The organism is Sphingomonas sp. LY29, from assembly GCF_035593985.1.
Taxonomy (GTDB): domain Bacteria; phylum Pseudomonadota; class Alphaproteobacteria; order Sphingomonadales; family Sphingomonadaceae; genus Sphingomicrobium.
Genome location: NZ_CP141587.1, coordinates 829,795 through 853,407 on the forward strand (window position 1 = coordinate 829,795; position 23,613 = coordinate 853,407).

Genomic DNA, 23,613 nt, shown 5'->3' on the forward strand with positions numbered 1-23,613 from the left:
CCTCGGAGAGAAATCTTCGAGAATGGAAAACCCCGTTACCGCCCGCCTGAGCCCCCCGATCATTTGACTCTCCACCGGAATTCCACAGGATGCCCGAGCCGAATCGCGCTTGGGGGTATCGATGCGCGTCTTACTGTTTCTCGCTCTTCTAGCTTGGGTTCCATTGGAGCCTGCGCTGGCTCATCCCGGCGGTCTTAATGGCGAGGGGTGCCAAACGATCGCAAGCGCGGCGGCTATCACTGTCACGGCGGCGGATCATCCCCGCGTTCAAGCGCCAAGCGGCAGAGCTTTGCTGCGCTGTCCGGCGGTGGATCATTCCGAAACTGCTCGGCTGCTCGCGCCGCGGGCGCCGCGCCTGTTCGGGCCGGCGACCCTGGCTATGGCAGGCACCTTGATCGTGACGGCGATGGAGTGGGCTGCGAATGACCAGACGCCGCAAGCCCCGCTCGACAACGCGGAACGGAGCAGCGACGTTGGCCTGCGCTCTTCTTATTTTTCTCCTCATCTGGTTCGCGTCTCGCGCAGGGTGGTTCGAGGCGGGCGCTCACCGGATCCTTTCGCCCATTGGGCAGCCGGCCACCAGAATTCTGCTCTGATCTTTTCTTTGTTCCCGAATCGTTCTCCTCACGATATCCGGGGCGGATGAAGCTCCCCCGCTATGCCGCCATCACCTTCTCGCTCGACACTGAACGCTTTGCTCAGCGACCGACCTTCATGCGGGACAGCAGCGAATATCTGTTCACCCGTCTCATGCGGGGCGAGGAAGTGGCGAAGTCCGAGTTCGATTGGATGGGCATCAAGGTGACGGTGCGCGATGCTGTCAGCGGGGAAATCTTGAAGTGATTCACCCTCATCGTTTTCATGGGTGTACGCAGTGGTAAAGAATTAGCAGTTATTGGACGCGGGCGTTCCGTCGGCCAAAGAAAGCCCGCCACGCTTGTACGCACGTGACGGGCTATCTTGAGCGACCGAACCGGAAAAACGAAAGACGAGCTTTTCGGTTCCTGTGGTTTTCGGGAACGCGGCGGATCGATGACGTGGCCAGCGGACAAACAGTTGGAACGATGCTCCGCTCCAAGCATTTACGCTTGGATCGGTCGAGCGCCTGCCTCCTCCCCCCGGGCAGGCGCTTCTCCGACCTTGTCAGTGCACAACTCGGTAGAGCGAAAGCTCCTTGTCACGGTGTCCGACCTTGCTTGCTTCCCCCTTACTCCTCCTCGTCGAGGATGAACCACTCATTCGCGTCTCCGTCGCGGACGCGCTGACTGACGGCGGCTACGACGTGCGCGAAGCCGAAACGGCGGACGAGGCCTTGGCCTTGCTCGATAGCGATCTGAACTTTCTTGGCTTGATCACTGATGTGCGTCTCCGAACCGAAAGCGGTTGGAACTTGGCTCGTCATGCTCGCCATGTCTCAGCTTCCATGGCCGTCATTTATATGACCGGCGACAGCGCCGCAGACTGGGCCGCAGAGGGTGTGCCGAACAGTATGCTCCTTCAAAAGCCATTCGCCACTGCACAGATGACGACCGCCATTTCGACGTTGTTGAATGCGGCCGAGATTGCGTCAGCCTCGCCCGGAGCCGATTAGGCCAGCCTCTTCATTCGGAGAGGTCTAGTCATGCTGGCGATCGTGCTCCCCGGATGAGAAGTGCGTTGCCCTGCCGTCATCAGTTCCGACTTTAGTACGGAAGCAAATAGCCAAGTAAGACTAAGGCGGGCCGCGTTTCTATCGTCGTCACCGGAACAGCACCTGAGTGTCCGCGTTGCCCCCATCTTGGGCGAATAGTCTTTTCGTCTCCAAACAGGGAGTTGAACCATGAAGCATTTCAAGATGGTCGTTGCCGGTGTTGGCGCTGTTGTTCTTGCTACTGGTGCGAGCGCGGCAGCACAGACGGCTTCGGCGACTGATCCTATCGTAACAACCGACGCCGTGCCGGACCGCGACGACGATGATGGCGATGAAGGGAAGCTGGGCCTGATCGGTCTGCTCGGTCTTGCAGGCCTACTCGGCCTGAAGCGCCGTGATCGCGACGATGATCGCGTGCGTCCGGCCGGAACAACTCAGCGGCCGTAACAGAAGAGGCGTCGGTCGGCAGACGACCGGCGCCTTTTTCAGGAAACTTATGTTCTTCTTCTTCAGCAACAGGCTCGGCTGCGCTGCATCCATCGCTGTCTCGGTGGGGCTGACCTTGGCGCTCTTGTTCTTTTTCGGGTTGCTAGCGAGATAAGCGCTCGAACTGGCATCGGCGTGGCGCCTCGACTGCCTATAATCTCCAGGAACGTGACCTTCGTGGTCGGCGCTCGATCCCGTATTCATCCATGAGTTTGGCGATGGAAGTCGGACTGCAGCTGTAGCGGATTGCTATCATTGTGATGAGCAGGCCATCCCGCTCGTAGAGCTTCCGAAGAGTAGCCTCAGTGAGTTTATCCCTTAGTAATGGTCGGCGTCTTGGCATGTACGTTGAGTAGGGGCACCACGCTGGGAGGTCCAGCACCTGCCATGTAGGCTAGAGCTGCTCATGAAACTCGATCGGTCTGATCGCGGCCCGCTCAATCACTTCTGATTCTCCGCGACGTCAGGTAATATCGGTCGGCACGGCAGAACCTGAGGAGGTCAAAATGACGGGTCGCAGATTGCTAGCCTTTACCGTTGGAGCGCTGATTGCCGGCTCCGGGACCGCTCAGTCTGTTGCGCCTGCAGGTCAATCTGACCCAGTCGCCAAAATCTGCCAGATGGTCGTAAGCGCCGAGCGCGGAGCTAAGCCTTACAAGCTATGCCTCAACCGCGGCGAATGGGATGCCAAGAAAGTCGCCGACGCAAAGAATGCCAACCGCATGGTCTGTCACTATCAGGAACGGCCCGGGACCAAGTTTCGCTCGGCAAAAGTATGCATGACTGCAGCCGAGTGGACGAACGAGCGACTGCGGAATCGCCAGGCAGTCGAGCAAATTCAGATGCGCTCGTGTGTTCCTGGCGGCGGCTGCTGAGGTAGACGATTAAGTCAGTCGGGCAGCTGTTCTAAGCTCAGATCGAGGCGCCGCTCCGGGTCGCGGACAAGCCCGACAAATCTCAGGAGGAAGTGCACGCGGACCTGGCGCTCAATCCAGCCGTGAATGCTGCCGCGACTGTACAGGCTTTCGGCGCGGGGACGATCGGCAAGCTGGAGATTAGCGAGACGCTGGAAGCCGTCATGCAGACGGTCGCCAAGGTTCGCAAAGGCGACATGTCCGGACCCGAGGCAATGCTCGTCGCTCAAGCATCGGCGCTCAACTCGATATTCACGGAGTTGGCTCGCCGCGCCGCACTCAACATGGGCGAGTATATTGAAGCCAGCGAGAAATACATGCGACTGGCGCTCAAGGCTCAGGCTCAATGCCGTGCGACGATCGAAACGCTGGCAGAGATGAAGAACCCTCCGCTCGTGATCGCTCGGCAAGCCAACATCGCGAACGGGCCGCAGCAGGTGAACAACGGGGGGCCGCTCCCCCGCGTGTGAGAATTCCGGGCTTTTCCAAACGAACTATTGGAGCAAGATGGCCCAAGGATGGACCCTAGAGCGCCGCAGGAAACAATCGGAGGCCATTCGGCGCTGGGAGCCTTGGAAGGCCGCCACTGGGCCTGTGACAGCTTCTGGCAAGGCTCGCTCAAGCCGCAATGCGTTCAAGGGCGGGAAACGTGCCGCGCTGCGGGAGGACCTGGCCTGCATTCGTCAGATGATTTGCGAGTTGGATGGCGACTTGCAAGGTTAGCCCGGGGGGGGGGTACGAGGTCTCGGCTTTGTATCAAGGACACCGACGCCCCTCGCAACAATCATAAATCGTAACATTGCTCGCGCGCGCGAGACCGGAGGACTTCTCGCGATGATGCGACCGCGCCGACTGAATTCGGATAGCTGAACGTCCGCAACGAGTGGAAAGCGGAAGTCACTTCCAGTAGGCTCGGGAAGAGGAGGCGTTGATGAAGCTGAATGTCGTGCAATGGCTATGGGTAAGCGCTGCCGTGCTATTCGTGCTGGCTTTGCTGCTTGATGTTGCCAACGTCTGGAACGTGCCGCCGATCTACATGCTATTGGGCGCGTCGTTGCTTGTGGTCACTGAGTGGACGGTGATGCCATCGCTGAAGGAGTTGGGTAATACTCGTCGCCGACGCTGAATGTTCGCTATGGGTGGAAAGCAGACATGCACCTTGAGGCAAGAACGTGATGCCTTTCTTACGCCGCAAGGCGATCCTGGCGCATCCGAACCGTGACCACGAGGCCATTTTCCTGCCAGTCGTGCGTGAGTTCCCCGCCAAGCTGGCTTGAGACACTTCGGGCAGTGAGTTGGCTACCGAAGCCTTTCAGAACAGGTTTCTCAGTGATTGTTGGACCACCGGTCTCCGCCCAAATCACGCAGATGTAATCGCCGTCGAGCTTGCTCGAAACGTCGAGAAAACCGGATGCGCAAGAGAGCGCTCCATATTTGACGGAGTTAGTCGCCAGTTCGTGGATAACCATCGCAAGCGCAGTGGCGGTTCGTTCTCCGACACCCATACGAGCCACCGCCACTCGGATGCGTCCCGAAAATGCCGCCGTCTCGTCATAGGGCGCTAGCAAGATCGATAGGAGGTCGCCGAGCAACGCGGCCTTACCCTGCTCTCCCGGCAGAGGACGCACCAAATCGTGGGCCCGACCAAGCGCGGTCAAACGCTGGGTCAGGTCACCCGTCATCTCTTCAACCGATTTCGCGGAGCGACCGGTCAGGTGAGTCAGTCCGGTTGCGATGGCCAGCAGATTCTTGACCCGGTGGCTCATTTCGCCAGCCAATAACTCACTTCCCTCCTCGGCTTGCTTGCGGCCAGTCACGTCCAGGAAAACCCCAAACATAACTCGACCAACGATCCCGCCGTCCGCGCCCTGTCCGCGAGCCGAGATCCATCTGACTTCGTCGCCCAGGCATATGCGAAAATCGATCTCGTAAGAGCCTTCAACCGAGCGGGTGGCTGAGAAGGCCGCTCGAACGCGATCACGGTCAGCAGGGTGAATGTGAGTGGACAGCTCTTCAAAGGTGACCCTCGTCGCCCAAGGGAGGCCCCAGAGTTCGAACGCGCGCTCGTCCATCGTGAACCGGTCGTCGTCTACCTGCCACGACCAGAGAGCCACACAGGCGGCTTCGACGGCAAGCCGCAGGTGATCCTCGCTCCACCTTGACGCTTTGGGCTTCCGCACGGCCAATCGCTCTACCTTTCCGTCTGAAGATGGAGCCATGAGCGGTTGATTAAGTGCGTGCAAGTCTCACGCGTATCTCGGAAGCTCCAAGCGTCACAGGCTGGCGTCCGAAATGGGTCGAAAGCAGACATTGCACGATTCTCGATGTTCACGAATCGTTCGCATCAGCGTAGCGGGCGAATATGTCGACTAAGCATGTCCGCACCGCCGCCGATCTCGTCCGCTTTGGATGCGCCTTGAAGGTCGAGTGCGGCAACTGCGGCACCGCTAGGACGATGGACGGCTTCGAAGTCGCTAGGCGATGCGGGACGGGCTGCCTGGCAGAGATACGAGCGCGGCTGAAATGCTCGAGGTGCGGCGCGAAAGAAGCCAAGACCACGCTGCTGTCGCCGCCGGCGCCGCGCTGAACGACGTTGCAATTTCGGTCCATGCCCGCAATGTTAACGGCATGGAACGCGTCACCAATGTTATCGAACGAGCTTACCAGATTGCCCCATCCTGCAACGATCTAGCAGAGGTGAAAAAGCAGCTGAAGCGCGAAGGTTACCTGATGGTGGATGAAAACTTCGACAGCAAATCGCTACGAAATTCGATCGTCCAGCTTATTGAAACGGCTCCGTAGGCCCCGCCGAAACTCTAGTCGGTTCTCGGACGCTCTAACGTGGCGGCTGTGTTCGTCGCAGAGACGTGCATGACGTACAATATGAGTCCCGATTCGTCAGTGACGTCGACCCGCCAGTCCTCGTCTGCCCAGATGCGGCCAGCGTGATCCTTGAGAAACTCACCGACAAAGCGGGCGAGTTCGACTCTTAAGGTGGAGTGGTCCTCCTTCTCCACCTGCCAAGTTTCGGAAATGACGGACTGGGTCCGCAGATTGATGTTGTAAACCGCCATGCTTGCCTCCGCCCTTTAGAGCGATTGCCCCCCCGAAAGCGTTCCGGCGACTCCAAATGAAAAACGTGCGTCAGAAGTGCGCTCGATTACCTAGTCAGCTTGACGTCGATACGGACACCCTCCTCTTTCGTGTATGTAGCAACCCCTCGCGTCTAGCGCGGGAGCTCACCGCTTCCTGCGTCCTTCCCATCGATGCCGCTATCTTGGGTATGGGCATTTCGGCAGCCACGCAGGAGCGGAGTTGACTGAGGTCCTCCGCCTCCCAGGACCGGCGATGGTTGCTATGCTCAAGCTCACCATGCACCTTCATTGGTCGCTGACAATCTGAAGCCGGCTCTGAAGATTGGGGGTTGAGATGAGCTCTTGGTATCGCTCGGCCATGGCACGATGTGCGGCTCGGACAGAGTGGTCGGTCGCGGATTTTTCGCGCGCGCGCTCTTCCTGAAGTCGCTGCTGATAATATCCGTTCTCGGAAGACATGCGTCTCTCCCTCTTAACAAGCGGGAGCGCGATACGCGTGTCTCTCAGGCCCGATATGCTCGCGAAAAAGGATCAGGGGCTGAGGAAGCTTTAGCATAGTCTCGCCAAAACCTCGAATCCACCGTGCTAGAAGCGCTCGTGGAACCGGATCGAGCCAAGTCCCTCTGACTTGGCCTCGGCAAGCACACTGCACCAACCGAATGGGAACATCTCTGGCTTAAAATCGACGGCGAGGCGGACAGCGACAGCGCACCTCAGGATTAGTCCGTGGGAGTCGAAAGACTGGGGCTGGGGAAGTTCTCCCGACTCGACCACGGTAAGGTAATTAAACTTCGTAATATCAGTATGGTCAAGGCGTGTGGTGATTGTCCGCATCGGCGCAAGCCAGCCACTGCGAGAACACCTCAATGACCTTCTCTTGCGGGCCCAAGTTCCTGCACCACACGTCGCGACCCGCTGGCGAGCAAGCCCATACACAGCCATCCTCATCCGGGCCTTCGATCTCGAAGAGCGCCTCCTGATTAGGTTCCTCCTGCATCAATCTTCCCCGCTGCCGTCTTTTCGAAAGCCGATCGCGATAAGTGCCAAGCTCGCAATGACCGTAACGATTGATCCGCCTGCCAGCCACAAGGCCGCAGCGACGGTCAATCCTTCTTGAATGAAGAAATGCAAACCAGCAGTCGCGGACGCTAGAAGTCCGATGGCCATGACCCAGCAGCCGATCTGCGTAAGGTCACGTTCCTTCTTTGGTTTCTCTGTCTGCATTGACACCAAATCAAATTGACGCTCGAGGAATACACAACCCCCGACCGTCCTGCATGTTGCATCTGTGTTGCATGGAGCCGCCGGGACGTAAATGGAAACGGCGGAAATCAGGGATAATCCATCGCAACACGGCGCAACAGGGTCTCAACCGCCTCCTTTCGCAGGGAAACAGCTAAATGATTGATAACACTAGAAAAAAATGGCGCGCCCGGAACGATTCGAACGTCCGACCCTCAGATTCGTAGTCTGATGCTCTATCCAGCTGAGCTACGGGCGCGTGCCGGGGGGTCCATTAGGACGGGGTGCCGGACCGCGCAACCCTCTTTCGCCACTGAAGTGCATGTCGTTGCGAAAGACCTGCAGCCTGCCTAGACCATGGCCATGCTCCGTCTCGTCCCCATCGCAGTCATCGTCGCCCTCACTGCCTGCTCCTCCTCGCGCCCCGGCGTGGAGCCGAGCCTTGCACCTCGCGCCGCCGAAGCCATCGATCCCCGCATCCCCGTGCCGGGTGACGTCCCGCCCGGGCCCGTCGATGCATCGCTGGCATCCACTCTGTCGGCGCTGGTGCGCGACGCTCGTGCGACGACGGGACCGTTCGAGGCTCAGCGCGCTTCTGCCGCACGCCTCGCCGCTGCCGCGGGCGCTCCTCAAAGCGAAAGCTGGATCGCCGCCGAGCAAAGCGTGTCCGAATTGACCCGCACGCATGGCGAAGTGACCCGGATCGCGGCCGACATCGATTCTCTGGCCGCCGAACGCAGCGGCAATCTGACCGCAGCCGACCAGCAGGCGATCCGCGAGGCGGCAAATACCGTTGGCGAGATCAACGCCGCGCAGGCGTCGGCGATCGCGCAAATCAGCGCTCGGCTGGGGCGCTAGGCTTCCCGCCGCGTCGCTCGCCAGGCGGCGGCGTCGATCGCGTAGACGATGGTCGGATTGAGTTCCGGCCCGAAGCGAGGGTCATGGAAGTCGAGATCGGGGCGCCGTGTCATCCCGAGCCGCTTCATCAGGCCCCAGCTTCCCTCATTGCCATCGACTGTGAAGGCGACGACGAAAGGCGCGCCGAAACGTCCGAATGCAAGGTCGAGCGCGGCAGTCGCCGCCTCTTTTGCGAAGCTCTGGCCCCACGCGGATTCGCGAAACCGCCAGCCGACTTCGAACTGGCCGACGAGATCGGTTCCCTCTGCGTTGACCCGCTTGAGTCCGCAGAAGCCAAGCAATTCACGAGATTCGCGGCGCTCGACCAGCCAGAAGGTGTGACCATAGTCCCTCTGGAAGCCGTCAAGGCGCTCCACCGCTGCATCCCATTTCGCGCGATCCTGCACGCCGCCCAGCCAGCGCATGACCGCGGGGCTATTCATGACCTCGTAGAAACGGTCGCTGTCGCCCACCCCCCACTCGCGAAGGATCAGGCGCTCGGTCGTAGCCACGATCGCAGTCACGACTTCAGCCCTGAATCAGTCGAGCCGCGTCGGGCGCGTGATAGGTGAGGATGCCGGTCGCGCCGGCGCGCTTGAATGCGGTGAGTGTTTCCAGGATCAGCGCGTCGCGGTCGCCCGCGCCGGTCGCGGCCGCAGCCTCGATCATCGCATATTCGCCCGACACGGCGTAAGCGAAGGTCGGAACGCCGAACTCACGCTTCACCGCCGCGACGATGTCCAGATAGGGCAGCCCCGGCTTGACCATCACCATGTCGGCGCCCTCGGCGAGGTCGAGCGCGACTTCGCGAAGCGCCTCGGCGGCGTTGGCGGGATCCATCTGGTAACCGCGCTTGTCGCCCTTCAGCAGGCCGCGACTGCCGACAGCGTCGCGAAACGGGCCGTAGAAGGCCGATGCATATTTGGCGGCGTAGGCCATGATCGCGACATCGCAGTGCCCGGCCTGCTCCAGCCCTTCGCGGATCGCGCCGACCCGGCCGTCCATCATGTCCGACGGCGCGACGATATCCGCGCCCGCGGCGGCCTGTACCAGCGCCTGCTCAACCAAAATCCTCGACGTCTCGTCGTTCTTCACGCAGCCGCGATCGTCGACTAGGCCGTCATGGCCGTGAGCGGTGTAAGGGTCGAGTGCGACGTCGGTCAACACGCCGACCTCCGGCACCGTCTCCTTGATCGCGCGGATCGCGCGACAGATCAGATTGTCGGGATTGAGCGCCTCGCGCGCATCCTCGCTGCGAAGGGTGGCCGGCGTGTTAGGAAACAGCGCGATACAAGGAATGCCGAGATCGCGCGCCTCGCGGGCCTTTTCGGCCAGACGATCGACACTCCAGCGGCTGACGCTGGGTAGCGCGTCAATCGGTTCTTCGCACCCGGAACCGGCGCAGACGAACAGCGGCCAGATCAGGTCGCTGGCGTGAAGTCGATGCTCGGCGAGCATGGCGCGGATCCATGGCGAACTACGGCCACGGCGCATTCGAAGCGCGGGAAAGGACGGTTGGGACATGGTCGCGCCATATCGTCATTCGTCGCGTCGGACCATATCGCGCTTCCCATGCATTGAGCGCGCATGAGCAAACCCCTTCCCCGCCAAGCGATCCTGGTCGTCAATGCCATGAGCCGCCGCGGCGCCGACGTCTTCGAAGAAGCGCGCGACAAGCTGATCGCCGCCGGGATCGACCTGATCGACGCCTATGCGGTCGATAAGCCCGAGGATATGGACCCGACCGTCAAGAAGGCGATCGAGCGCGCGCCTATGGTCATTCTCGGCGGGGGCGACGGGTCGCTGTCGACCAACGTCGATCATTTCGTCGGCAAGGATACGGTGTTCGCGATCCTTCCGCTCGGCACCGCCAACAGCTTCGCCAAGACGCTGGGCATGACCACCGACCTCGATGCCGCAATCGACGTCATCGCCAACGGGCAGCGCAAGCGGATCGATCTTGGAATGATCGATGACGATTATTTCGCCAATGCCGCGGCGCTCGGACTGAGCCCGCTGATTGCCGACACCGTGCCGCACAAGCTCAAGAAATATCTCGGCATGGTCGGCTACCTGATTTGGGCGGCGCGGGTTGCGTTCAAGTTCCGCCCTTTTCGCCTCCGCGTCACGCTGGAAGACGGCAGCTGCGTCAAGGCGTGGGCGACCGAAGCCCGCATCTTCAACGGCACTCACCATGGCGGCGTCGAACTCACGGAGACACAGGCGCTCGACAGCGGCGAAATCGTCATCCAGGCGGTCACGGGCAAAAGCCTGTGGGGCCTCGCGTGGAGTTGGTTCGCGACACTATTCAAGCTCCGCAATCGCGAGATGACGACCACGGAATGGCGCGGCACTTCGATGCGCCTGGAAGCGCGCCCGCGTCAGAAGATCAGCATCGACGGCGAGATTTCCGCCAAGACGCCGGTGACGGTCCACATCGCCGACGGCGTCATCGAAGTCGCCGCACCGAAAGACTGATCAGCCCAGCCGTGCCAATGCCGCCGACAGGCGTTCGGCCTCGGACGCTCGCTCCTCATGGTCGGCACGCGCTTTCTCGACCGCTTCGGGCTTGGCCCGCTCGGTGAAGGACGGATTGCCGAGGCGCGCGGCGAGTCCGTCGCGGTCCTTTTCCGCCACGGCGATCGCTTTCGCCAAGCGAGCGCGCTCGGCATCGAGGTCGATCGCGTCGCCCAACGGAAAGGCGATGGTGACGCCGTCGACGACGATCTGTGCCGAGCCTTCTGGCACCGCATCCGCGGCGATGGCGGGACCGACCTTGGCAATGCGGGCCAGCGTCGGCTCGTTCGCCGCCATCCGCGTCATCATTCCCTCGTGCCCGCCGATGACCTGCGGCTGCAGGGTCGCGCTCCACGGCACGTTGAGCTCGGCGCGCATCGCGCGAACTTCCTCGATCAGCCGCACGAGCCCGTCGATTTCCCACTTGGCGCGGGGGTCGGCCTGGGCCTCGGGCTCCGGCCATTTGGCAACGATCAGGTCGTAAGGCCGCTCGCCCATGCTATGCCACAGCTCTTCGGTGATGAACGGCATCAGCGGGTGGAGCATGACGAGGATCTGGTCGAACCCCCACGCCGCGACCGCGCGCGTTTCGCCGTCCCACGTCCCTTTCACCAGCTCGACATACCAGTCGCAGAAGGTGCCCCAGGTGAAGTGGTAGATCGCGTCGGCCATGTCGTCGAAGCGAAGCTCGGCGAACGCCTTGTCGAGCGTCGCTAGCGTCGAGACGACTTCGCCGATGATCCAGCGATTGACCGGCAGCTCGGCCTCGGGCGCAGCGATGCTTTGCGATGCGCCGACACCATTGCCCTGAAGGAAACGCGCGGCGTTCCACAGCTTGGTGGCGAAGTTGCGATAGCCTTCGACCCTTTTTTCATCGAGCTTGATGTCGCGGCCCTGGCTTTCCATCGCCGCCAGCGTGAACCGCAGCGCATCGGCGCCGTAGCGATCGATCAGCCCGAGGGGGTCGACCGTATTGCCCTTCGACTTGGACATCTTGGCGCCGCTGGCGTCGCGGACGAGGCCGTGAAGGTAAAGCGTTTTCCACGGCACTTCCTTCATGAACTCGATCCCCTGCATCGCCATCCGCGCGTCCCAGAAGAACAGGATGTCGAAGCCGGAGATGAGCACGTCGTTGGGGTAGTGGCGCTGTAGGTCGGCGGTCTGCTCGGGCCAGCCGAGCGTGGCAAACGGCCACAGCGCCGAAGAGAACCAGGTGTCGAGCACGTCTTCGTCTCGGCGAAGCTCGCGGTCGCCGGCCTGCGCACGTGCCTCCTCTTCGGTCTCGGCGACAAAGACATTGCCGTCCGTGTCGAACCACGCCGGAATCCGGTGCCCCCACCACAACTGGCGCGAGACGCACCACGGCTGGATGTTCTCCAGCCAGTTGAACCAGGTCTTCGACCAGCTTTCGGGAACGATCTTGATTGCGCCCGACCGGGTCGCTTCGATCACCGGCTTCACCAGCGTCGCGGCGTCGACATACCATTGGTCGGTCAGCCACGGTTCGATGACGACGTTCGAACGGTCGCCGTAGGGCGTGGCGATGACGCGGTCCTCGACCTTGACCAAGGCGCCCTCGGCCTCGAGCAATTCGACCACCCGCTTACGCGCATCGAAGCGGTCCATTCCGATCAGTTCGGCGGGGATCAGGCCGTCGGCGGTCTGGGTGACCTTCGCACCGGCGTCGAGCATGTTGAGCATCTCGCCGGGTTTGAAGCCCGCGCGTTTTCCGACTTCATAGTCGTTGAAATCGTGTCCCGGCGTGATCTTAACCGCGCCCGACCCAAGCTCGGGATCGGCATGTTCGTCGGCGACAATCGGGATCAGGCGACCGGTGATCGGCTGGCGCAGCTTCTTGCCCAGCATCGCGCCAAAGCGCTCGTCGGTCGGGTGAACCGCGACCGCCATGTCGGCGAGCATCGTCTCGGGCCGCGTGGTTGCAACCTCGATGAAGCCCGGACCGGTTTCGAGCGGATAGCGCAGCGTCCAGAATTTTCCGGCGGTGTCGCGCGTTTCGACTTCCAGGTCGCTGATCGCGGTTTGGAACTTGGGATCCCAGTTCACCAGCCGCTTGTCGCGGTAGAGCAACCCGCGCTTGTGCAATTCGACAAACACATGGGTGACGGCCTTCGAAAAGCCCTCGTCCATGGTGAAGCGCTCGTTCGACCAGTCGCACGACGCGCCAAGGCGGCGAAGCTGCCGCGTGATCTGGCCGCCGCTTTCGGCTTTCCAATCCCAGACCCGCTCCAGGAATTTATCGCGGCCGAGGTCGGTGCGCTTGACGCCCTCCCCGTCCAGTTGCCGCTCGACCACCATCTGCGTGGCGATGCCGGCATGGTCGGTCCCGACAACCCAAAGCGCATCCTTGCCCTGCATCCGCGCATGGCGGGTCAGGATGTCCTGCAGCGTATTGTCGAGCGCATGCCCGATATGCAGGCTGCCGGTGACGTTCGGCGGCGGCATGACGATCGTGAACGGAGTCGCGTCGCCGCGCGCGGGGCGGAACAGGCCGCCCTCTTCCCAATGCTGATACCAGCGTGCCTCGATGGCGGCGGGGTCGAAAGTCTTGGCGAGTTCGGTCATCAGCGGCGGTTAGCGGCGGGCGGGCAAGGACTCAACCGTCGATGCCCTGCCCGCCGCCTCGCGCCGGTTACTGCGCAGCGTTCTGCATGATCGGCTGCGGACCCATCCAGCGGTTCATCCAGCCGAACACTTCGCCGTACCATTGGATCGAATTCTTGGGCTTGAGCACCCAGTGATTCTCGTCCGGGAACACCACCAGCTTCGACGGAATGCCACGCCGCTGGAGCGCAGTGAAGCTCGCAATCCCCTGCGTATAGGGAATGCGGAAGTCCTTTTCGCCGGTGATCACCAGCATCGGGGTCTTCCACTGCGCGACGTGGTTCACCGGATTCCACTTTTCGAAGGCATCGGGGTCTTCGTAATAGGTCTTCCCGCCATGCTCCCACTCGTCGAACCACAATTCCTCGGTTTCGTAGGCCATGGCGCGAGCGTCGAAGACGCCGTCATGCTGGACGAGGCATTTGAACCGGTCGGACCATTTCCCGGCGATCCAGTTCATCATGTAGCCGCCATAGCTGGCGCCGAGCGCGCAGGCGTTGTTGGCATCGAGCTGCGCGTCCTGCGCGGTTGCGTAGGCAAGCCCGCGCTTCAAATCCTCGAGCGGTTTCCCGCCCCAGTCGTTGCGGATCGAGTCGGTGAAGGCCTGGCCGTATCCGGTCGACCCGTGGAAATCGATGCTGACCACCGCGTAGCCGGGCGACGTGAACAGCCGCGGGTTCCAGCGATAGGACCAGCCGTTGCCGAAGCTGCCCTGCGGGCCGCCGTGGACGACGAAGGCGATCGGGAGCTTCCCGCGTGCCCCGGCGGGTTTCATCTTCATCCCCCACACGCGGTCGCCGTCGGCACCGCGAAAGGCGAACTTTTCAAAGCTGACCGGGTCGAGCTGCGCCAGCAGGTCGCGGTTGACGTCGGTCAGGCGCGATACGGTGCCGCCCGCGGTCACGCGGAACAGGTCGTCGGGTGCCATCACGCTGTTCTGCGTGAACAGCGCGCCGCCGTCGGGCATCGGCAGGACGTTGCCGGCATGGCCGTTGCCGGTCAGTCGGGTGACCCGGCCGTTGCCGACGTCGATACGCCACACCGGCGCTTCCATCGTGTCCTCGGCGGTGACGAGCAGGGTGCGGCTGTCGCGGGTCCACGCCAGCGATCCGACCGAGCGATCCCATCCGGAAGTCAGCGGGCGAACCTGCCCGGTGGCAAGGTCGCGAAGCATCACGACCAGCCGGTCGGCTTCATAGCCCACTCGCGCCATCGAAACATACGCCAGCGTGCGACCGTCGGGCGACAGGGTCGGCAGCGTGTCGGTGCCGTCATTGGCATCGGTCAAGTTCACGGGCGGCGTCGATCCGTCGGCGGCCGCGGCGAAGATATCGAGGTTGGTCGAGGTCGGCTCGATGCGTCCGGCCTCGCGCAGCGCGAAGTACACGGTGCGACCGTCGGGCGAGAGCGCGATCTCCTCGCCGCCGCCGAAAGGCTTCGACGGCGTATCGCCGACCAGCGCGCCGGTCACCGGAACGCCCGGACCGGTCACGCGGCCATTAGCAATGGTGAAGGAAAAGATGCGGCTGCGCACGCCGGGCTCGACCCACGTGTCCCAGTGACGGACGAATAGTTGATCATAGACGCGACCCGATCCGGTCGCGGGCTTGAGCGGAAGGCCGGCGCATCCGAAGTCGGTGCAGCGCAGGTCGCGGTCGGCGAAGAGGACGAGGCGGCTGCCGTTGGCGCTGATCTTGAAGCCCGAAATGTCACCCTTGACCGACGATACCTGCACGGGTCGGCCGCCCACCGTCATGCGGAAGAGCTGGTCCTGACCGCCGGCGGGCGCGAGGTACCAGATCGCTCCGTCGGCGCCGAACACGGCGCTGTGACCGCCCTTCAGCGCGGCGACTGGCTGCGGCGCGGCACCGGGACGACGCAGGTCGAGCAGGTGGAGCGGATTGTTGCGCTTGTTCGCCGCAAGGTCAGTGCTCGACAGGGTGAAGATCGCATAGCGCCCGTCGGGCGACACGCTGGGCGCGCCGAGGCGTCGCATCATGTGCATGTCGGTCGCGGTCATCGGGCGCGCGATCGCGGGCGTGGAAGCGAGGGCGGAGGCCGCGAGCACGGCGGCGAGCAGGGTGCGCTTGATCATGGCGCGGACGCTAGCAGAGGCCCGCGAAGGTGCAAGAAGCCCTAGAGCGGGCGACCGGTGATCCGCGTGATCTCGCGCTTCACATGATCGTCGACGATCTGCGGAAGGCGCTCGTCGAGCCATTGCTTGAGCAATGGCCGAAGCATCTCGCGCACCATTTCCTCAAGCGGATTGACCGCGGGCTGCGGCGGCGGTGCGCTAGCGGCGGCGGTCACCAACGCTTCGATCGACTGCCGGCTGCTGTCGGCGACGCTGTCCTCGACCAGTGGCGGACCAAGGTCCGCCTCAATCACCGGAAGGTCGATCGGCTCGGCAGCCATGCTCTCGTCGAGCTCGAGAACGTCTTCCTCGGCATCGTCGTACGACGCGCCGGGCAGCGGAGCCGCGGCGCGAATCTCCTTCTCCTCGGCGATCACTCGTTTGATCGACGCGAGGATGTCTTCCATCGATGGTTCGCGAGCCCCGGCCATCGCCAATCTATTGCTTATTGCGGCGCCGGTGTCACGCCCTGCGGCTGCTCGGCCGGAGTGACCGTGCTGGTGGCGGTGACCGGACGCTTCGGATCGTTCGCCCAGTCGTTCCAGTCGCCCGCGACGCGACGATAGTTGCCGAGCGGGTCGTAGAGCGGTCCTCCGTCGAGCCCGAGGTCGTCGGCTTCGGCCTGACCCATGGCGTTGAGCAGCTGGAAGCCCGCGACATACTGGTCGCGTCGCGCGGTCACAAGCGCGACCTGGCTGTTGAGCAATTCCTGTTCGGCGTTGAGGACGTCGAGGATGGTGCGGGTGCCGACGCTATTCTCGGCCCGCGCGCCTTCGAGCGCGAGTTCGTTGGCGCTGACTGCCACCTGGTTCGAATTGATGGCGTTGGTCGCGGCCTGGTAGGTCGCGAACGCCGAACGGGTGTTGGCGACAACCGCGCGTTCGGTCGCGACTCGCTGCTCAAGCACCTGGGCTTCGATCGCCTGTGCCTGGCGAATGCGCGCGGCAGGCAGTCCGCCCTGATAAAGCGGGATCCGGCCCTGAACGCCGATCGCGGTGGCGGTGCCGCTGCGCGGGTTCGACGAGCCGTCGAGGTTGGTACCGGAGCTGCCGCCGAGCGTGTTCACATAGTCGGCCGACGCGACGCCCGACACCGTCGGCAGGCGCGACCCTCGCGTCGAACGCACGTCGAAGTTTGCCGCCTCGGCCTGACGCGTGATCGCGATCAGGTCAGGGTTGTTGGCAAGCGCGATCTGCGCCGCCTGGTCGGGATTGGTCGGCAGCGGCGGAAGCGGCGGCGGTGGCGCAAGCGCGTCCGGACGGCGGCCGATCACGCGGCGATAATTTTCCTCGCTTGACTGGAGCCGCCCCTGCGCGGTGACGAGGTTGGCACGACCGAGCGACAGGCGCGCCTCGGACTGCGCCACGTCGGTGCGCGTCAGGTCGCCGATCTCGAATCGGTCGCGAGTCGCCTCGAGGTTGGTGCCGAGCACGCGAACGTTGTTGGTGTTGAGCTCAACGATCGCTCGATCACGAATAACGTCCATGTAGGCCGCGACCGCTTCGGTGAAGACATCACCTTCGACCGCGCGCAGCGTGGCCCGGCCCGCCGCGACGCGAGTGCGAGCGGCGTTTACGTCGTTGCGGACCTGGCCGCCCTGGAAGATCGGGACGCTGAGGTCGACGCCGCCATTGAGGAACGGCCCTTTGCTTCCGACCCGGCGCAGCGATCCCGACTGGGTGATGTCGCGGGTGACGCCGACGGTGCCGGCGACGGTCGGCCGTCCGGCCGCACGAGCGACCGCCACCAGCGCGTCGGTGCTGCGGAGGGCCTCACGCTGCGCGGTGATCGTCGGGTTGGTCGAATAGGTCGACACCAGCGCTTCGCGCAGCGTGTCGGCCGACGCCGTGCCTGCGACAAGCGCAGCGACGAGCGTGGCGAGGGCAAGATGGCGCGTCACGAAAACTCTCCGAACAACAGGGTTAGAACGTAAAGGCGCGTGGCCGGTCGAAACCGGGGAGCCGCGCGACGTCGGCATCGACGATGGTTCGAAAACCAAGCACGCCGCCCGACAGGCGACCGATTCCGAGGCGATTGACGCCGCGGTCGGCAAGGGCGACGGCCAGGCGGCCTTGAGGGGCAAGCAGCGCGGCGATCGAAGCGGGCACATGCTCGACCGCGCCTTCGATCAGGATCAGGTCGAAAGCGCCGCCTTCGACGCTTCCAGCCAGCGCGGCGTCGGCGGCGATGCTGGTCACGACGACGCCAATCGCCTTCAGGATCGCCGCCGAATAGCCATTTACAGGCCCAATCACGAGCGCGCGTTCGCCGGCCGCAGGCTCAGCCTCGCTGAGCAGGCGACCGAGCGCGGCCGGCGGCATCATCGAGCTACCGTCGGCGAGCCGAAGCGGGCGATCGAAATAGGCCAGGGCCTTCGCCTCGTCGGGAACATATTGTTCGCGCGGCACCGACCCCATCGCGGCGAGCACGCCGCGATCGATCACGCCTTCGGGGCGAAGCTGGCTGTCGACCATCGCCCGCCGGGCGAGGCTGTAATCCTGCATCTCGTCAAACCTCTTTCCGCCAAGCTGTCGTATGTCACTAATACAGCAAGGGATCAAGTTGCTCCATATCCGCTGCGGTCCGCATCGCCAAGCGAAGCCATCCCCCATTCGTCGAAAGCCCTGCATTGACAAGCGACCGACCCGTCCCCCAAAGCGCCACCCGCCGAGGCCCGATGGCGGAGTGGTGACGCAGAGGACTGCAAATCCTTGCACCCGGGTTCGATTCCCGGTCGGGCCTCCATCCTTTTGCATCAAGTGTGAATATGCGCCGCTCGCTGTCCCTTGCCCCCATCGCCCTGCTGCTGATCTCCTGCGGCCAGCCGGAACCCGCGAACATCATGGTAAGCGACGCCTGGGCGCGCGCGACCGCGCCGGGCGCGAAGATGGGCGCTGTCTATGCGACGATCGAGAATCGCGGCGGCACTTCCGATCGGTTGACCAAGGTCGACAGCGATCGCGCGATGATGGCGATGGTGCATGACAGCAGCAGCGAGAATGGCGTGATGCGGATGCGCGCGGTCGGACCGCTCGACATTCCCGCCGGCGGCTCGGTGGCGCTGGCGCCGGGGGCCAAGCATATCATGCTCGAGGGGCTCCAAACCCCGCTCGTCGCAGGGCAGAAATTCTCGATCACTGTTACGTTCGAAGGCAGTGGCGCGCGCGCCGTGCCCATTACCGTCGTAGCGCCCGGCGAGCGGTAGACGGCGATGAAGCGCCTTCGCCTCGTGCTTTGGATCCTGGTCGGCCTCGCTGCCGCGGCGGTCATCGCGCTCCTGCTCAGAACTCCGGAACCATCGACTGGGCAGGTCGAGCAGACCGTCATGGCGCCGATCGGCGGCCCCTTCACCCTGACCGGGACCGATGGCCAACCTTTCGCCAGCAGTCGGCTTGCCGGAAAGCCGGCGGCGGTGTTCTTTGGCTTCACCAACTGCCCGGACGTCTGCCCGACCACGCTTGCCCGCCTGACCAAGCTGCGGCGCCAGGTTGGCAAAGGCGAAGATGCCTTTTCGATCGTCTTCATCAGCGTCGACCCGGAGCGTGACACGCCTGCCGAAGTCGGAAAATATATGGCGCTCTACGACACGCCGGTGGTCGGCCTGACCGGAAGCGCGGCCGATATCGAGCGCGTGAAGAAGCAGTTCGGTGTCTACTCGGCGAAGGCACCGCAGCCGGGCGGCGGCTACAGCGTCGACCATACCGCCGCGGTGTTTCTGATGGACCGCAACGGCGGGTTCGTCTCGACGCTGGCGTACGAAGAGGGCGACGACGTCGCGCTGGACAAGCTCCGGCGGATTACAAACTAGGCTTCGGCGCTCTCGCGGGCGAGCACTCGCGTCAGCAGCCGTTCGATTCCATCCAGCGATTCGGGCTCCTCGAGGTTTGGCGTGTGGCCGACATCGGGCACGGTCACCAACTCGGCATCGTCGATCTCGCGAGTCATCCGTTCGGCCACTTCGGCGTCTAGCAGGTCGGTCAGCGCGCCGCGCAGGATGAGCACGGGGCGGCCGTCGAGCGCCTTGTAATAGGACCAGGTGTCGCGCGCCGGTTGCTCGACCGCGATCCGGAAATTGTCGGCGATCCGCATGTCGTAATCGAAGCGCACCTTGCCATTCTCGTCCTCGCGGCAGACGCGGCGCACGAAGCGTTCCCACTCCGCATCCGACCAGTTCGGGAATTTGTCGCGGTTGCGCTCGGCCAGTTGCCGCGTTGCGTCAGCCCAGTCGGCGTATTGCGTGTCCATACCGACATAACCGCTGATGCGGTCGATGCCCTCACTCATGACCTCAGGGCCGATGTCGTTGAGCATCGCGCCCGCGATCCGTTCCTGGTCGCTCGCCGCTATGACCATCGTCACGAGGCCGCCAAGCGACGTTCCGATGAAGACCGCGTCGGCGATTCCAAGCTGATCGAGCAGCTTGAGCACGTCTGCAGCGTAAGTGCCTGGATGATAGTTGGCGGGTACGGGATCGAATTCGCTGCCGCCGCGCCCGCGAAAGTCGAGACACAGCACGCGCCATTCGCCGGCGAAGCGATCGGCCACCGGCTCGAAATCGCGTGCGTTGCGGGTCAGGCCGGGGAGGCACAGGATCGGCGGGCGGTCGCGCGGTCCGTCATAATCGCGATAGTGAAGGGTCAGCCCATCGGCGCTGTTGATCGTACGGTCGGTCCATTTCGCCATCGGCGCTTTTCCCCTTGTCTCGCCTCCCCTATCGCGGGCCGATGGCCAGCCTGCAACCATATCGTGCCGACCCGGCGATCCTCACGCTCGGCGACGGCTTCTACGATCCTGTGAAGCCCGCGCAATTTCCAAAGGCGATCAAGCGCTTCGCCAATATCCGGTGGGCCGAGCGCGTCGGGCTTGGTCAAGTGAACTGGGAAGCACATTTCGCGCGGTTCGAGCCATTGCCAGACAATCTGCCCCTGCCGCTCGCGCTTCGCTATCATGGTCACCAGTTCCGCCACTATAATCCTGACCTTGGCGACGGGCGGGGCTTCCTGTTCGCGCAGGTGCGCGACGACCGCGGCCGCCTGCTCGACCTTGGAACGAAGGGCAGCGGCCAGACTCCATGGAGTAGACAGGGTGACGGACGACTGACGCTGAAAGGCGGCGTGCGCGAAGTGCTCGCGACCGAAATGCTGGAGGCGCTCGGCGTAAACACGTCGAAGACCTTTTCTCTGTTCGAGACCGGCGAGCAATTGTGGCGAGGGGACGAGCCTTCCCCGACTCGCTCCGCCGTGCTGACCCGACTCAATCATGGCCATGTCCGCATCGGCAGCTTTCAGCTGCTGGCGTTTTTCGAGGATGACGAGGGCCTTCGCGCTCTGACCGCCTATGCGCTGAACAACCTCTTCGACGAGGAAGGCGACGATGCAGTGCGCCTGCTCGACCTCGTCTGCAGCCGAACCGCGACGCTCGCCGCTTCCTACCTCTCCGCCGGCTTCGTCCATGGCGTGCTCAACAGCGACAACATCAACATCACGGGCGAGAGCTTCGACTATGGCCCATGGCGCTTTGTCGAGCACTGGGACGAGGAGTTCACCGCCGCCTACTTCGATCAGACCGGCCTCTACGCCTTCGGCCGCCAGCCCGAAGCGATCCAGTGGGACGTTGCCCAATTGGCCGGCTGCCTCGCCCGCATCGCGGAGGCGCCCGCCCTGGCCGACCTGCTCGCCGACTGGCCGAAGCGATTCGAGGGTCAACTCATCGAGCGCTTGCGTGTTCGGTTGGGGGTCGCCTCGGCGGATGAAACAGCCGACGGTGCGCTGACTTCCGCGCTTCTCTCAGCCCTGCGGTCGCGGAAAGTCGGCGTCGATCGCCTCTTCTTCGACTGGCGCGGCGGTCGAATTCCCGATGCGGACATTTATGCGGACCCGGCATTCGATGCACTGAAGTCGCAAGTGGAGGGACGCGAGCGACCGCGATCGCATCCATATTGGTCGGATGCGGTTCCCTGTTCGATGTTGATCGAGGAGGTCGAAGCGATCTGGTCCGCGATCGACCGCGACGACGATTGGACGCCGTTCAACGACAAGGTCGCTGCGATCCGCCGCATGGGCGACGCCATGGCGTCGGATGCTTGACCGCCGCGGGCCGGCGTGGGAACGGCGGCCAACGGACGTGGGAGCAGCAATGAGCGAGCGTGTCATCTCGACGGAGCCGGCCACCGGCGCCGAAATCTGGTCCGGAAGCGTCGGCGACGCCGCCACCGAAGTGGCCGCTGCACGCCTGGCCTGGCCGGAATGGGCCGCGCACTCGCTCAGTTACCGCATGGAAGCGCTGCGCCGCTTCGCCAATGTCGTCCGCGCCCGCGAGCAGGACTTCGCCGACCTGATCGCCCGCGAGACCGGCAAGCCCTTCTGGGAAGCGAAGACCGAAGTCGCATCGGTCGTTGCCAAAGTCGACATCAGCATCGGCGCTTATGCCGAACGCACCCCGACGCGCCGGCTGGAGGCCGCGATGGGGAACAAGGTCGCGGTCCGGCACAAGCCGCATGGCGTCCTGGCGGTGCTCGGCCCCTATAATTTCCCGGCGCATCTTCCCAACGGCCACATCGTCCCCGCGCTACTGGCGGGCAATGCGGTCGTGTTCAAACCCAGTGAGAAAACCCCGGCCACCGGCGCGTTCCTCGTCGATTGCTTGATCGAGGCTGGCATTCCCGAAGGCGTCATCCGCCTGCTGATCGGCGGGCCGGAAACCGGCAAGGCGCTCGCCGCCGAACCGGGGATCGACGGCCTGCTCTTTACGGGGTCGGCGCGCGCTGGGCTGGCGCTCAATCGCCAGTTCGCCGACACGCCGCAGAAGATTCTCGCGCTCGAACTGGGCGGCAACAACCCGATCGTCGCGTGGGACACGCCCGACCTGGAGCAGGCGGCGACGCTGATCGTACAATCGGCATTCCTGTCCGCGGGGCAGCGCTGCACCGCCGCTCGGCGCCTCATCGTCGAGGATGGCGTGCACCAGCCGCTGATCGACGAGATCGTCAAGCTGATCGACCGGATCATCGTCGATCATCCGCACGCCGATCCGCAGCCATTCATGGGCCCCCTGATCGACGTTGCGGCTGCCGATCACCTGCAGGAGCAGTTTGTCGGGCTGATGATGAAGGGCGGAAAGCCGATCCGGCGCCTGGACCGCGCCTATGAGGAACGTCCCTACCTCACCCCCGCGTTGATCGACGTAACAGACATTAAGGATCGCCCCGACGAGGAAATGTTCGGCCCTGTCCTCCAGTTGGTCCGCGTGAAGGATTTCGATGCAGCGATCGACGAGGCCAACCGCACCCGCTTCGGCCTTGCCGCCAGCATCCTGACCCGCGACCCCGCGCTCTACGACCGCTTCTGGGCGAACGCGCGTGCCGGGGTCATCAATTGGAACCGCCCGACCAACGGCGCTCCATCGACAGCTCCGTTCGGCGGCGTCGGCATGAGCGGCAACCACCGCCCGAGCGCCTTCTATGCCGCTGACTATTGCGCCTATCCCGTCACGAGCGTGGAAGCCGAAGCGGTCCGAGTGGCGATCGGCGAAGGCTTGCGCGCCGCTTATGTGCCAGAGAATGACCGGGTGACCGACCGCTAGGCGTCACTGCTTGAAATTGATTTCGATGCTGTCGGCGGAACGGTCCGCCTCACCGTGATAAACCGCCTCGATGTTGCTTCCGTCGGGATCGAGAAAGTAGCCGGCGAAATAGCCCGGGTGATACTGCTGCCGTTCGCCCGGCGCGCCGTGATCGGTGCCGCCGTTGGCCAGAGCGGCATCGTAGACGGCCTGTACCTGCTCACGGTCCTTGGCTTGGAAGGCGAGATGGACCCGGCCGGTCAGCCTGCCTTCCGATGCCTCTGAATCGGCGCTCGAAACGACCAGCTCGTCGGCATAGAAGAAGCCATGCTCGGTCTCGACGAGGTCGATCCCAAGTACCTCGAAAACCGCGGAATAGAAACGTTTCGATGACTCAAGGTCGCGGACGACCAGTTGGATATGGTCGATCAAGCGGCCGCGATGCAGTTTCTGGGCTTCCACGTTCGTCCTCCGCCACAGTGGTCAGGATAAAACGAGAAAGGCCCAGAGAGGTTT

The 23,613-nt window shown here is 63.4% G+C and carries 25 protein-coding genes and 2 tRNA genes; 14 read left to right on the plus strand and 13 right to left on the minus strand.

What is annotated here, in order from left to right; genetic code table 11:
• Positions 1–207: 207 nt before the first annotated feature.
• The 6 genes from SH584_RS04205 to SH584_RS04230 all read left to right on the plus strand — a co-directional run bounded on the left by SH584_RS04205 (position 208) and on the right by SH584_RS04230 (position 4,156).
• A complete protein-coding gene (locus SH584_RS04205; protein ID WP_324808793.1) occupies positions 208–426 on the plus strand; it encodes an excalibur calcium-binding domain-containing protein in 219 nt (72 codons plus the stop codon).
• A 216-nt stretch (positions 427–642) separates the two neighbouring features.
• Positions 643–843, plus strand: a complete 201-nt coding sequence (locus SH584_RS04210) for a hypothetical protein (RefSeq protein ID WP_324808795.1) — start codon at positions 643–645, stop codon at positions 841–843.
• Positions 844–1,192: 349 nt separating this feature from the next.
• Positions 1,193–1,591: a response regulator gene (locus tag SH584_RS04215; protein WP_324808796.1), complete on the plus strand. Its 399-nt coding sequence runs from the start codon at positions 1,193–1,195 to the stop codon at positions 1,589–1,591.
• Positions 1,592–1,819: 228 nt separating this feature from the next.
• Complete coding sequence (locus SH584_RS04220; RefSeq protein WP_324808797.1) at positions 1,820–2,077, plus strand: WGxxGxxG family protein; 258 nt, start codon at positions 1,820–1,822, stop codon at positions 2,075–2,077.
• Positions 2,078–3,083: 1,006 nt separating this feature from the next.
• Positions 3,084–3,500, plus strand: coding sequence for a hypothetical protein (locus SH584_RS04225; RefSeq protein WP_324808799.1), 417 nt, complete (start codon positions 3,084–3,086; stop codon positions 3,498–3,500).
• Positions 3,501–3,961: 461 nt separating this feature from the next.
• On the plus strand, positions 3,962–4,156 hold the full coding sequence (locus tag SH584_RS04230) for a hypothetical protein (protein ID WP_324808801.1): 195 nt from the start codon (positions 3,962–3,964) through the stop codon (positions 4,154–4,156).
• A gap of 58 nt (positions 4,157–4,214) precedes the next feature.
• Here SH584_RS04230 and SH584_RS04235 read toward each other — a convergent pair whose 3' ends face one another.
• Entirely contained in the window at positions 4,215–5,210 is a 996-nt protein-coding gene (locus SH584_RS04235; RefSeq protein WP_324809467.1) for a sensor histidine kinase, read from the minus strand.
• A 301-nt stretch (positions 5,211–5,511) separates the two neighbouring features.
• Between SH584_RS04235 and SH584_RS04240 the strand changes: the two genes are divergently transcribed.
• Positions 5,512–5,832: a hypothetical protein gene (locus SH584_RS04240; protein ID WP_324808803.1), complete on the plus strand. Its 321-nt coding sequence runs from the start codon at positions 5,512–5,514 to the stop codon at positions 5,830–5,832.
• 14 nt (positions 5,833–5,846) lie between these two features.
• On the opposite strand, the gene SH584_RS04245 is transcribed toward SH584_RS04240, so the two are convergent.
• The 3 genes from SH584_RS04245 to SH584_RS04255 form a co-directional block, all read right to left on the minus strand.
• Positions 5,847–6,104, minus strand: a complete 258-nt coding sequence (locus SH584_RS04245; RefSeq protein ID WP_324808805.1) for a DUF6894 family protein — start codon at positions 6,102–6,104, stop codon at positions 5,847–5,849.
• A 1,017-nt stretch (positions 6,105–7,121) separates the two neighbouring features.
• A complete protein-coding gene (locus tag SH584_RS04250) occupies positions 7,122–7,292 on the minus strand; it encodes a hypothetical protein (RefSeq protein ID WP_324808806.1) in 171 nt (56 codons plus the stop codon).
• Between the two features lie 257 nt (positions 7,293–7,549).
• Positions 7,550–7,626: transfer RNA gene (locus SH584_RS04255), tRNA-Arg, on the minus strand.
• 98 nt (positions 7,627–7,724) lie between these two features.
• Here SH584_RS04255 and SH584_RS04260 point away from each other — a divergent pair.
• The gene (locus SH584_RS04260; RefSeq protein ID WP_324808808.1) at positions 7,725–8,225 is read left to right on the plus strand and encodes a hypothetical protein; all 501 of its coding nucleotides are present in this window, start codon (positions 7,725–7,727) and stop codon (positions 8,223–8,225) included.
• On the opposite strand, the gene SH584_RS04265 is transcribed toward SH584_RS04260, so the two are convergent.
• Together SH584_RS04265 and hemB are read right to left on the minus strand one after the other, a co-directional pair.
• Positions 8,222–8,776 (minus strand): GNAT family N-acetyltransferase, encoded by a 555-nt coding sequence (locus SH584_RS04265; protein WP_324808810.1) that lies wholly within the window; start codon positions 8,774–8,776, stop codon positions 8,222–8,224. The two genes, SH584_RS04260 and SH584_RS04265, sit on opposite strands and share 4 nt — an antisense overlap.
• Before the next feature lie 16 nt (positions 8,777–8,792).
• Positions 8,793–9,788 carry a porphobilinogen synthase gene (gene hemB, locus SH584_RS04270; RefSeq protein ID WP_324808812.1) on the minus strand — a complete coding sequence of 332 codons (996 nt, stop codon included), beginning with the start codon at positions 9,786–9,788 and terminating at the stop codon, positions 8,793–8,795.
• Between the two features lie 63 nt (positions 9,789–9,851).
• Here hemB and SH584_RS04275 point away from each other — a divergent pair, with 63 nt between their 5' ends.
• Complete coding sequence (locus SH584_RS04275) at positions 9,852–10,742, plus strand: diacylglycerol/lipid kinase family protein (protein WP_324808814.1); 891 nt, start codon at positions 9,852–9,854, stop codon at positions 10,740–10,742.
• On the opposite strand, the gene SH584_RS04280 is transcribed toward SH584_RS04275, so the two are convergent.
• From SH584_RS04280 to SH584_RS04300, 5 genes are all read right to left on the minus strand, one after another.
• A complete protein-coding gene (locus tag SH584_RS04280) occupies positions 10,743–13,364 on the minus strand; it encodes a valine--tRNA ligase (protein ID WP_324808816.1) in 2,622 nt (873 codons plus the stop codon).
• A 67-nt stretch (positions 13,365–13,431) separates the two neighbouring features.
• Positions 13,432–15,498, minus strand: coding sequence for a S9 family peptidase (locus SH584_RS04285; RefSeq protein ID WP_324808818.1), 2,067 nt, complete (start codon positions 15,496–15,498; stop codon positions 13,432–13,434).
• Positions 15,499–15,539: 41 nt separating this feature from the next.
• Positions 15,540–15,944 carry a DUF2497 domain-containing protein gene (locus tag SH584_RS04290; protein WP_324808820.1) on the minus strand — a complete coding sequence of 135 codons (405 nt, stop codon included), beginning with the start codon at positions 15,942–15,944 and terminating at the stop codon, positions 15,540–15,542.
• Positions 15,945–15,982: 38 nt separating this feature from the next.
• Complete coding sequence (locus SH584_RS04295; protein WP_324808822.1) at positions 15,983–17,437, minus strand: TolC family outer membrane protein; 1,455 nt, start codon at positions 17,435–17,437, stop codon at positions 15,983–15,985.
• 22 nt (positions 17,438–17,459) lie between these two features.
• Positions 17,460–18,041, minus strand: coding sequence for a protein-L-isoaspartate O-methyltransferase family protein (locus SH584_RS04300; RefSeq protein WP_324808824.1), 582 nt, complete (start codon positions 18,039–18,041; stop codon positions 17,460–17,462).
• A gap of 167 nt (positions 18,042–18,208) precedes the next feature.
• Here SH584_RS04300 and SH584_RS04305 point away from each other — a divergent pair.
• The 3 genes from SH584_RS04305 (at position 18,209) to SH584_RS04315 (ending at position 19,345) form a co-directional block, all read left to right on the plus strand.
• Positions 18,209–18,282, plus strand: a tRNA-Cys gene (locus SH584_RS04305).
• Between the two features lie 22 nt (positions 18,283–18,304).
• Complete coding sequence (locus SH584_RS04310; protein ID WP_324808826.1) at positions 18,305–18,742, plus strand: copper chaperone PCu(A)C; 438 nt, start codon at positions 18,305–18,307, stop codon at positions 18,740–18,742.
• A gap of 6 nt (positions 18,743–18,748) precedes the next feature.
• Positions 18,749–19,345, plus strand: coding sequence for an SCO family protein (locus SH584_RS04315; protein WP_324808828.1), 597 nt, complete (start codon positions 18,749–18,751; stop codon positions 19,343–19,345).
• On the opposite strand, the gene SH584_RS04320 is transcribed toward SH584_RS04315, so the two are convergent.
• On the minus strand, positions 19,342–20,220 hold the full coding sequence (locus SH584_RS04320; protein ID WP_324808830.1) for an alpha/beta fold hydrolase: 879 nt from the start codon (positions 20,218–20,220) through the stop codon (positions 19,342–19,344). The genes SH584_RS04315 and SH584_RS04320 overlap by 4 nt on opposite strands.
• Positions 20,221–20,261: 41 nt before the next feature.
• Between SH584_RS04320 and SH584_RS04325 the strand changes: the two genes are divergently transcribed.
• Both SH584_RS04325 and astD read left to right on the plus strand, forming a co-directional pair.
• The gene (locus tag SH584_RS04325; RefSeq protein ID WP_324808832.1) at positions 20,262–21,623 is read left to right on the plus strand and encodes a protein adenylyltransferase SelO family protein; all 1,362 of its coding nucleotides are present in this window, start codon (positions 20,262–20,264) and stop codon (positions 21,621–21,623) included.
• 49 nt (positions 21,624–21,672) lie between these two features.
• Entirely contained in the window at positions 21,673–23,118 is a 1,446-nt protein-coding gene (gene astD / locus SH584_RS04330; protein WP_324808834.1) for a succinylglutamate-semialdehyde dehydrogenase, read from the plus strand.
• 3 nt (positions 23,119–23,121) lie between these two features.
• On the opposite strand, the gene SH584_RS04335 is transcribed toward astD, so the two are convergent.
• On the minus strand, positions 23,122–23,559 hold the full coding sequence (locus SH584_RS04335) for a VOC family protein (protein WP_324808836.1): 438 nt from the start codon (positions 23,557–23,559) through the stop codon (positions 23,122–23,124).
• Positions 23,560–23,613: the final 54 nt, after the last annotated feature.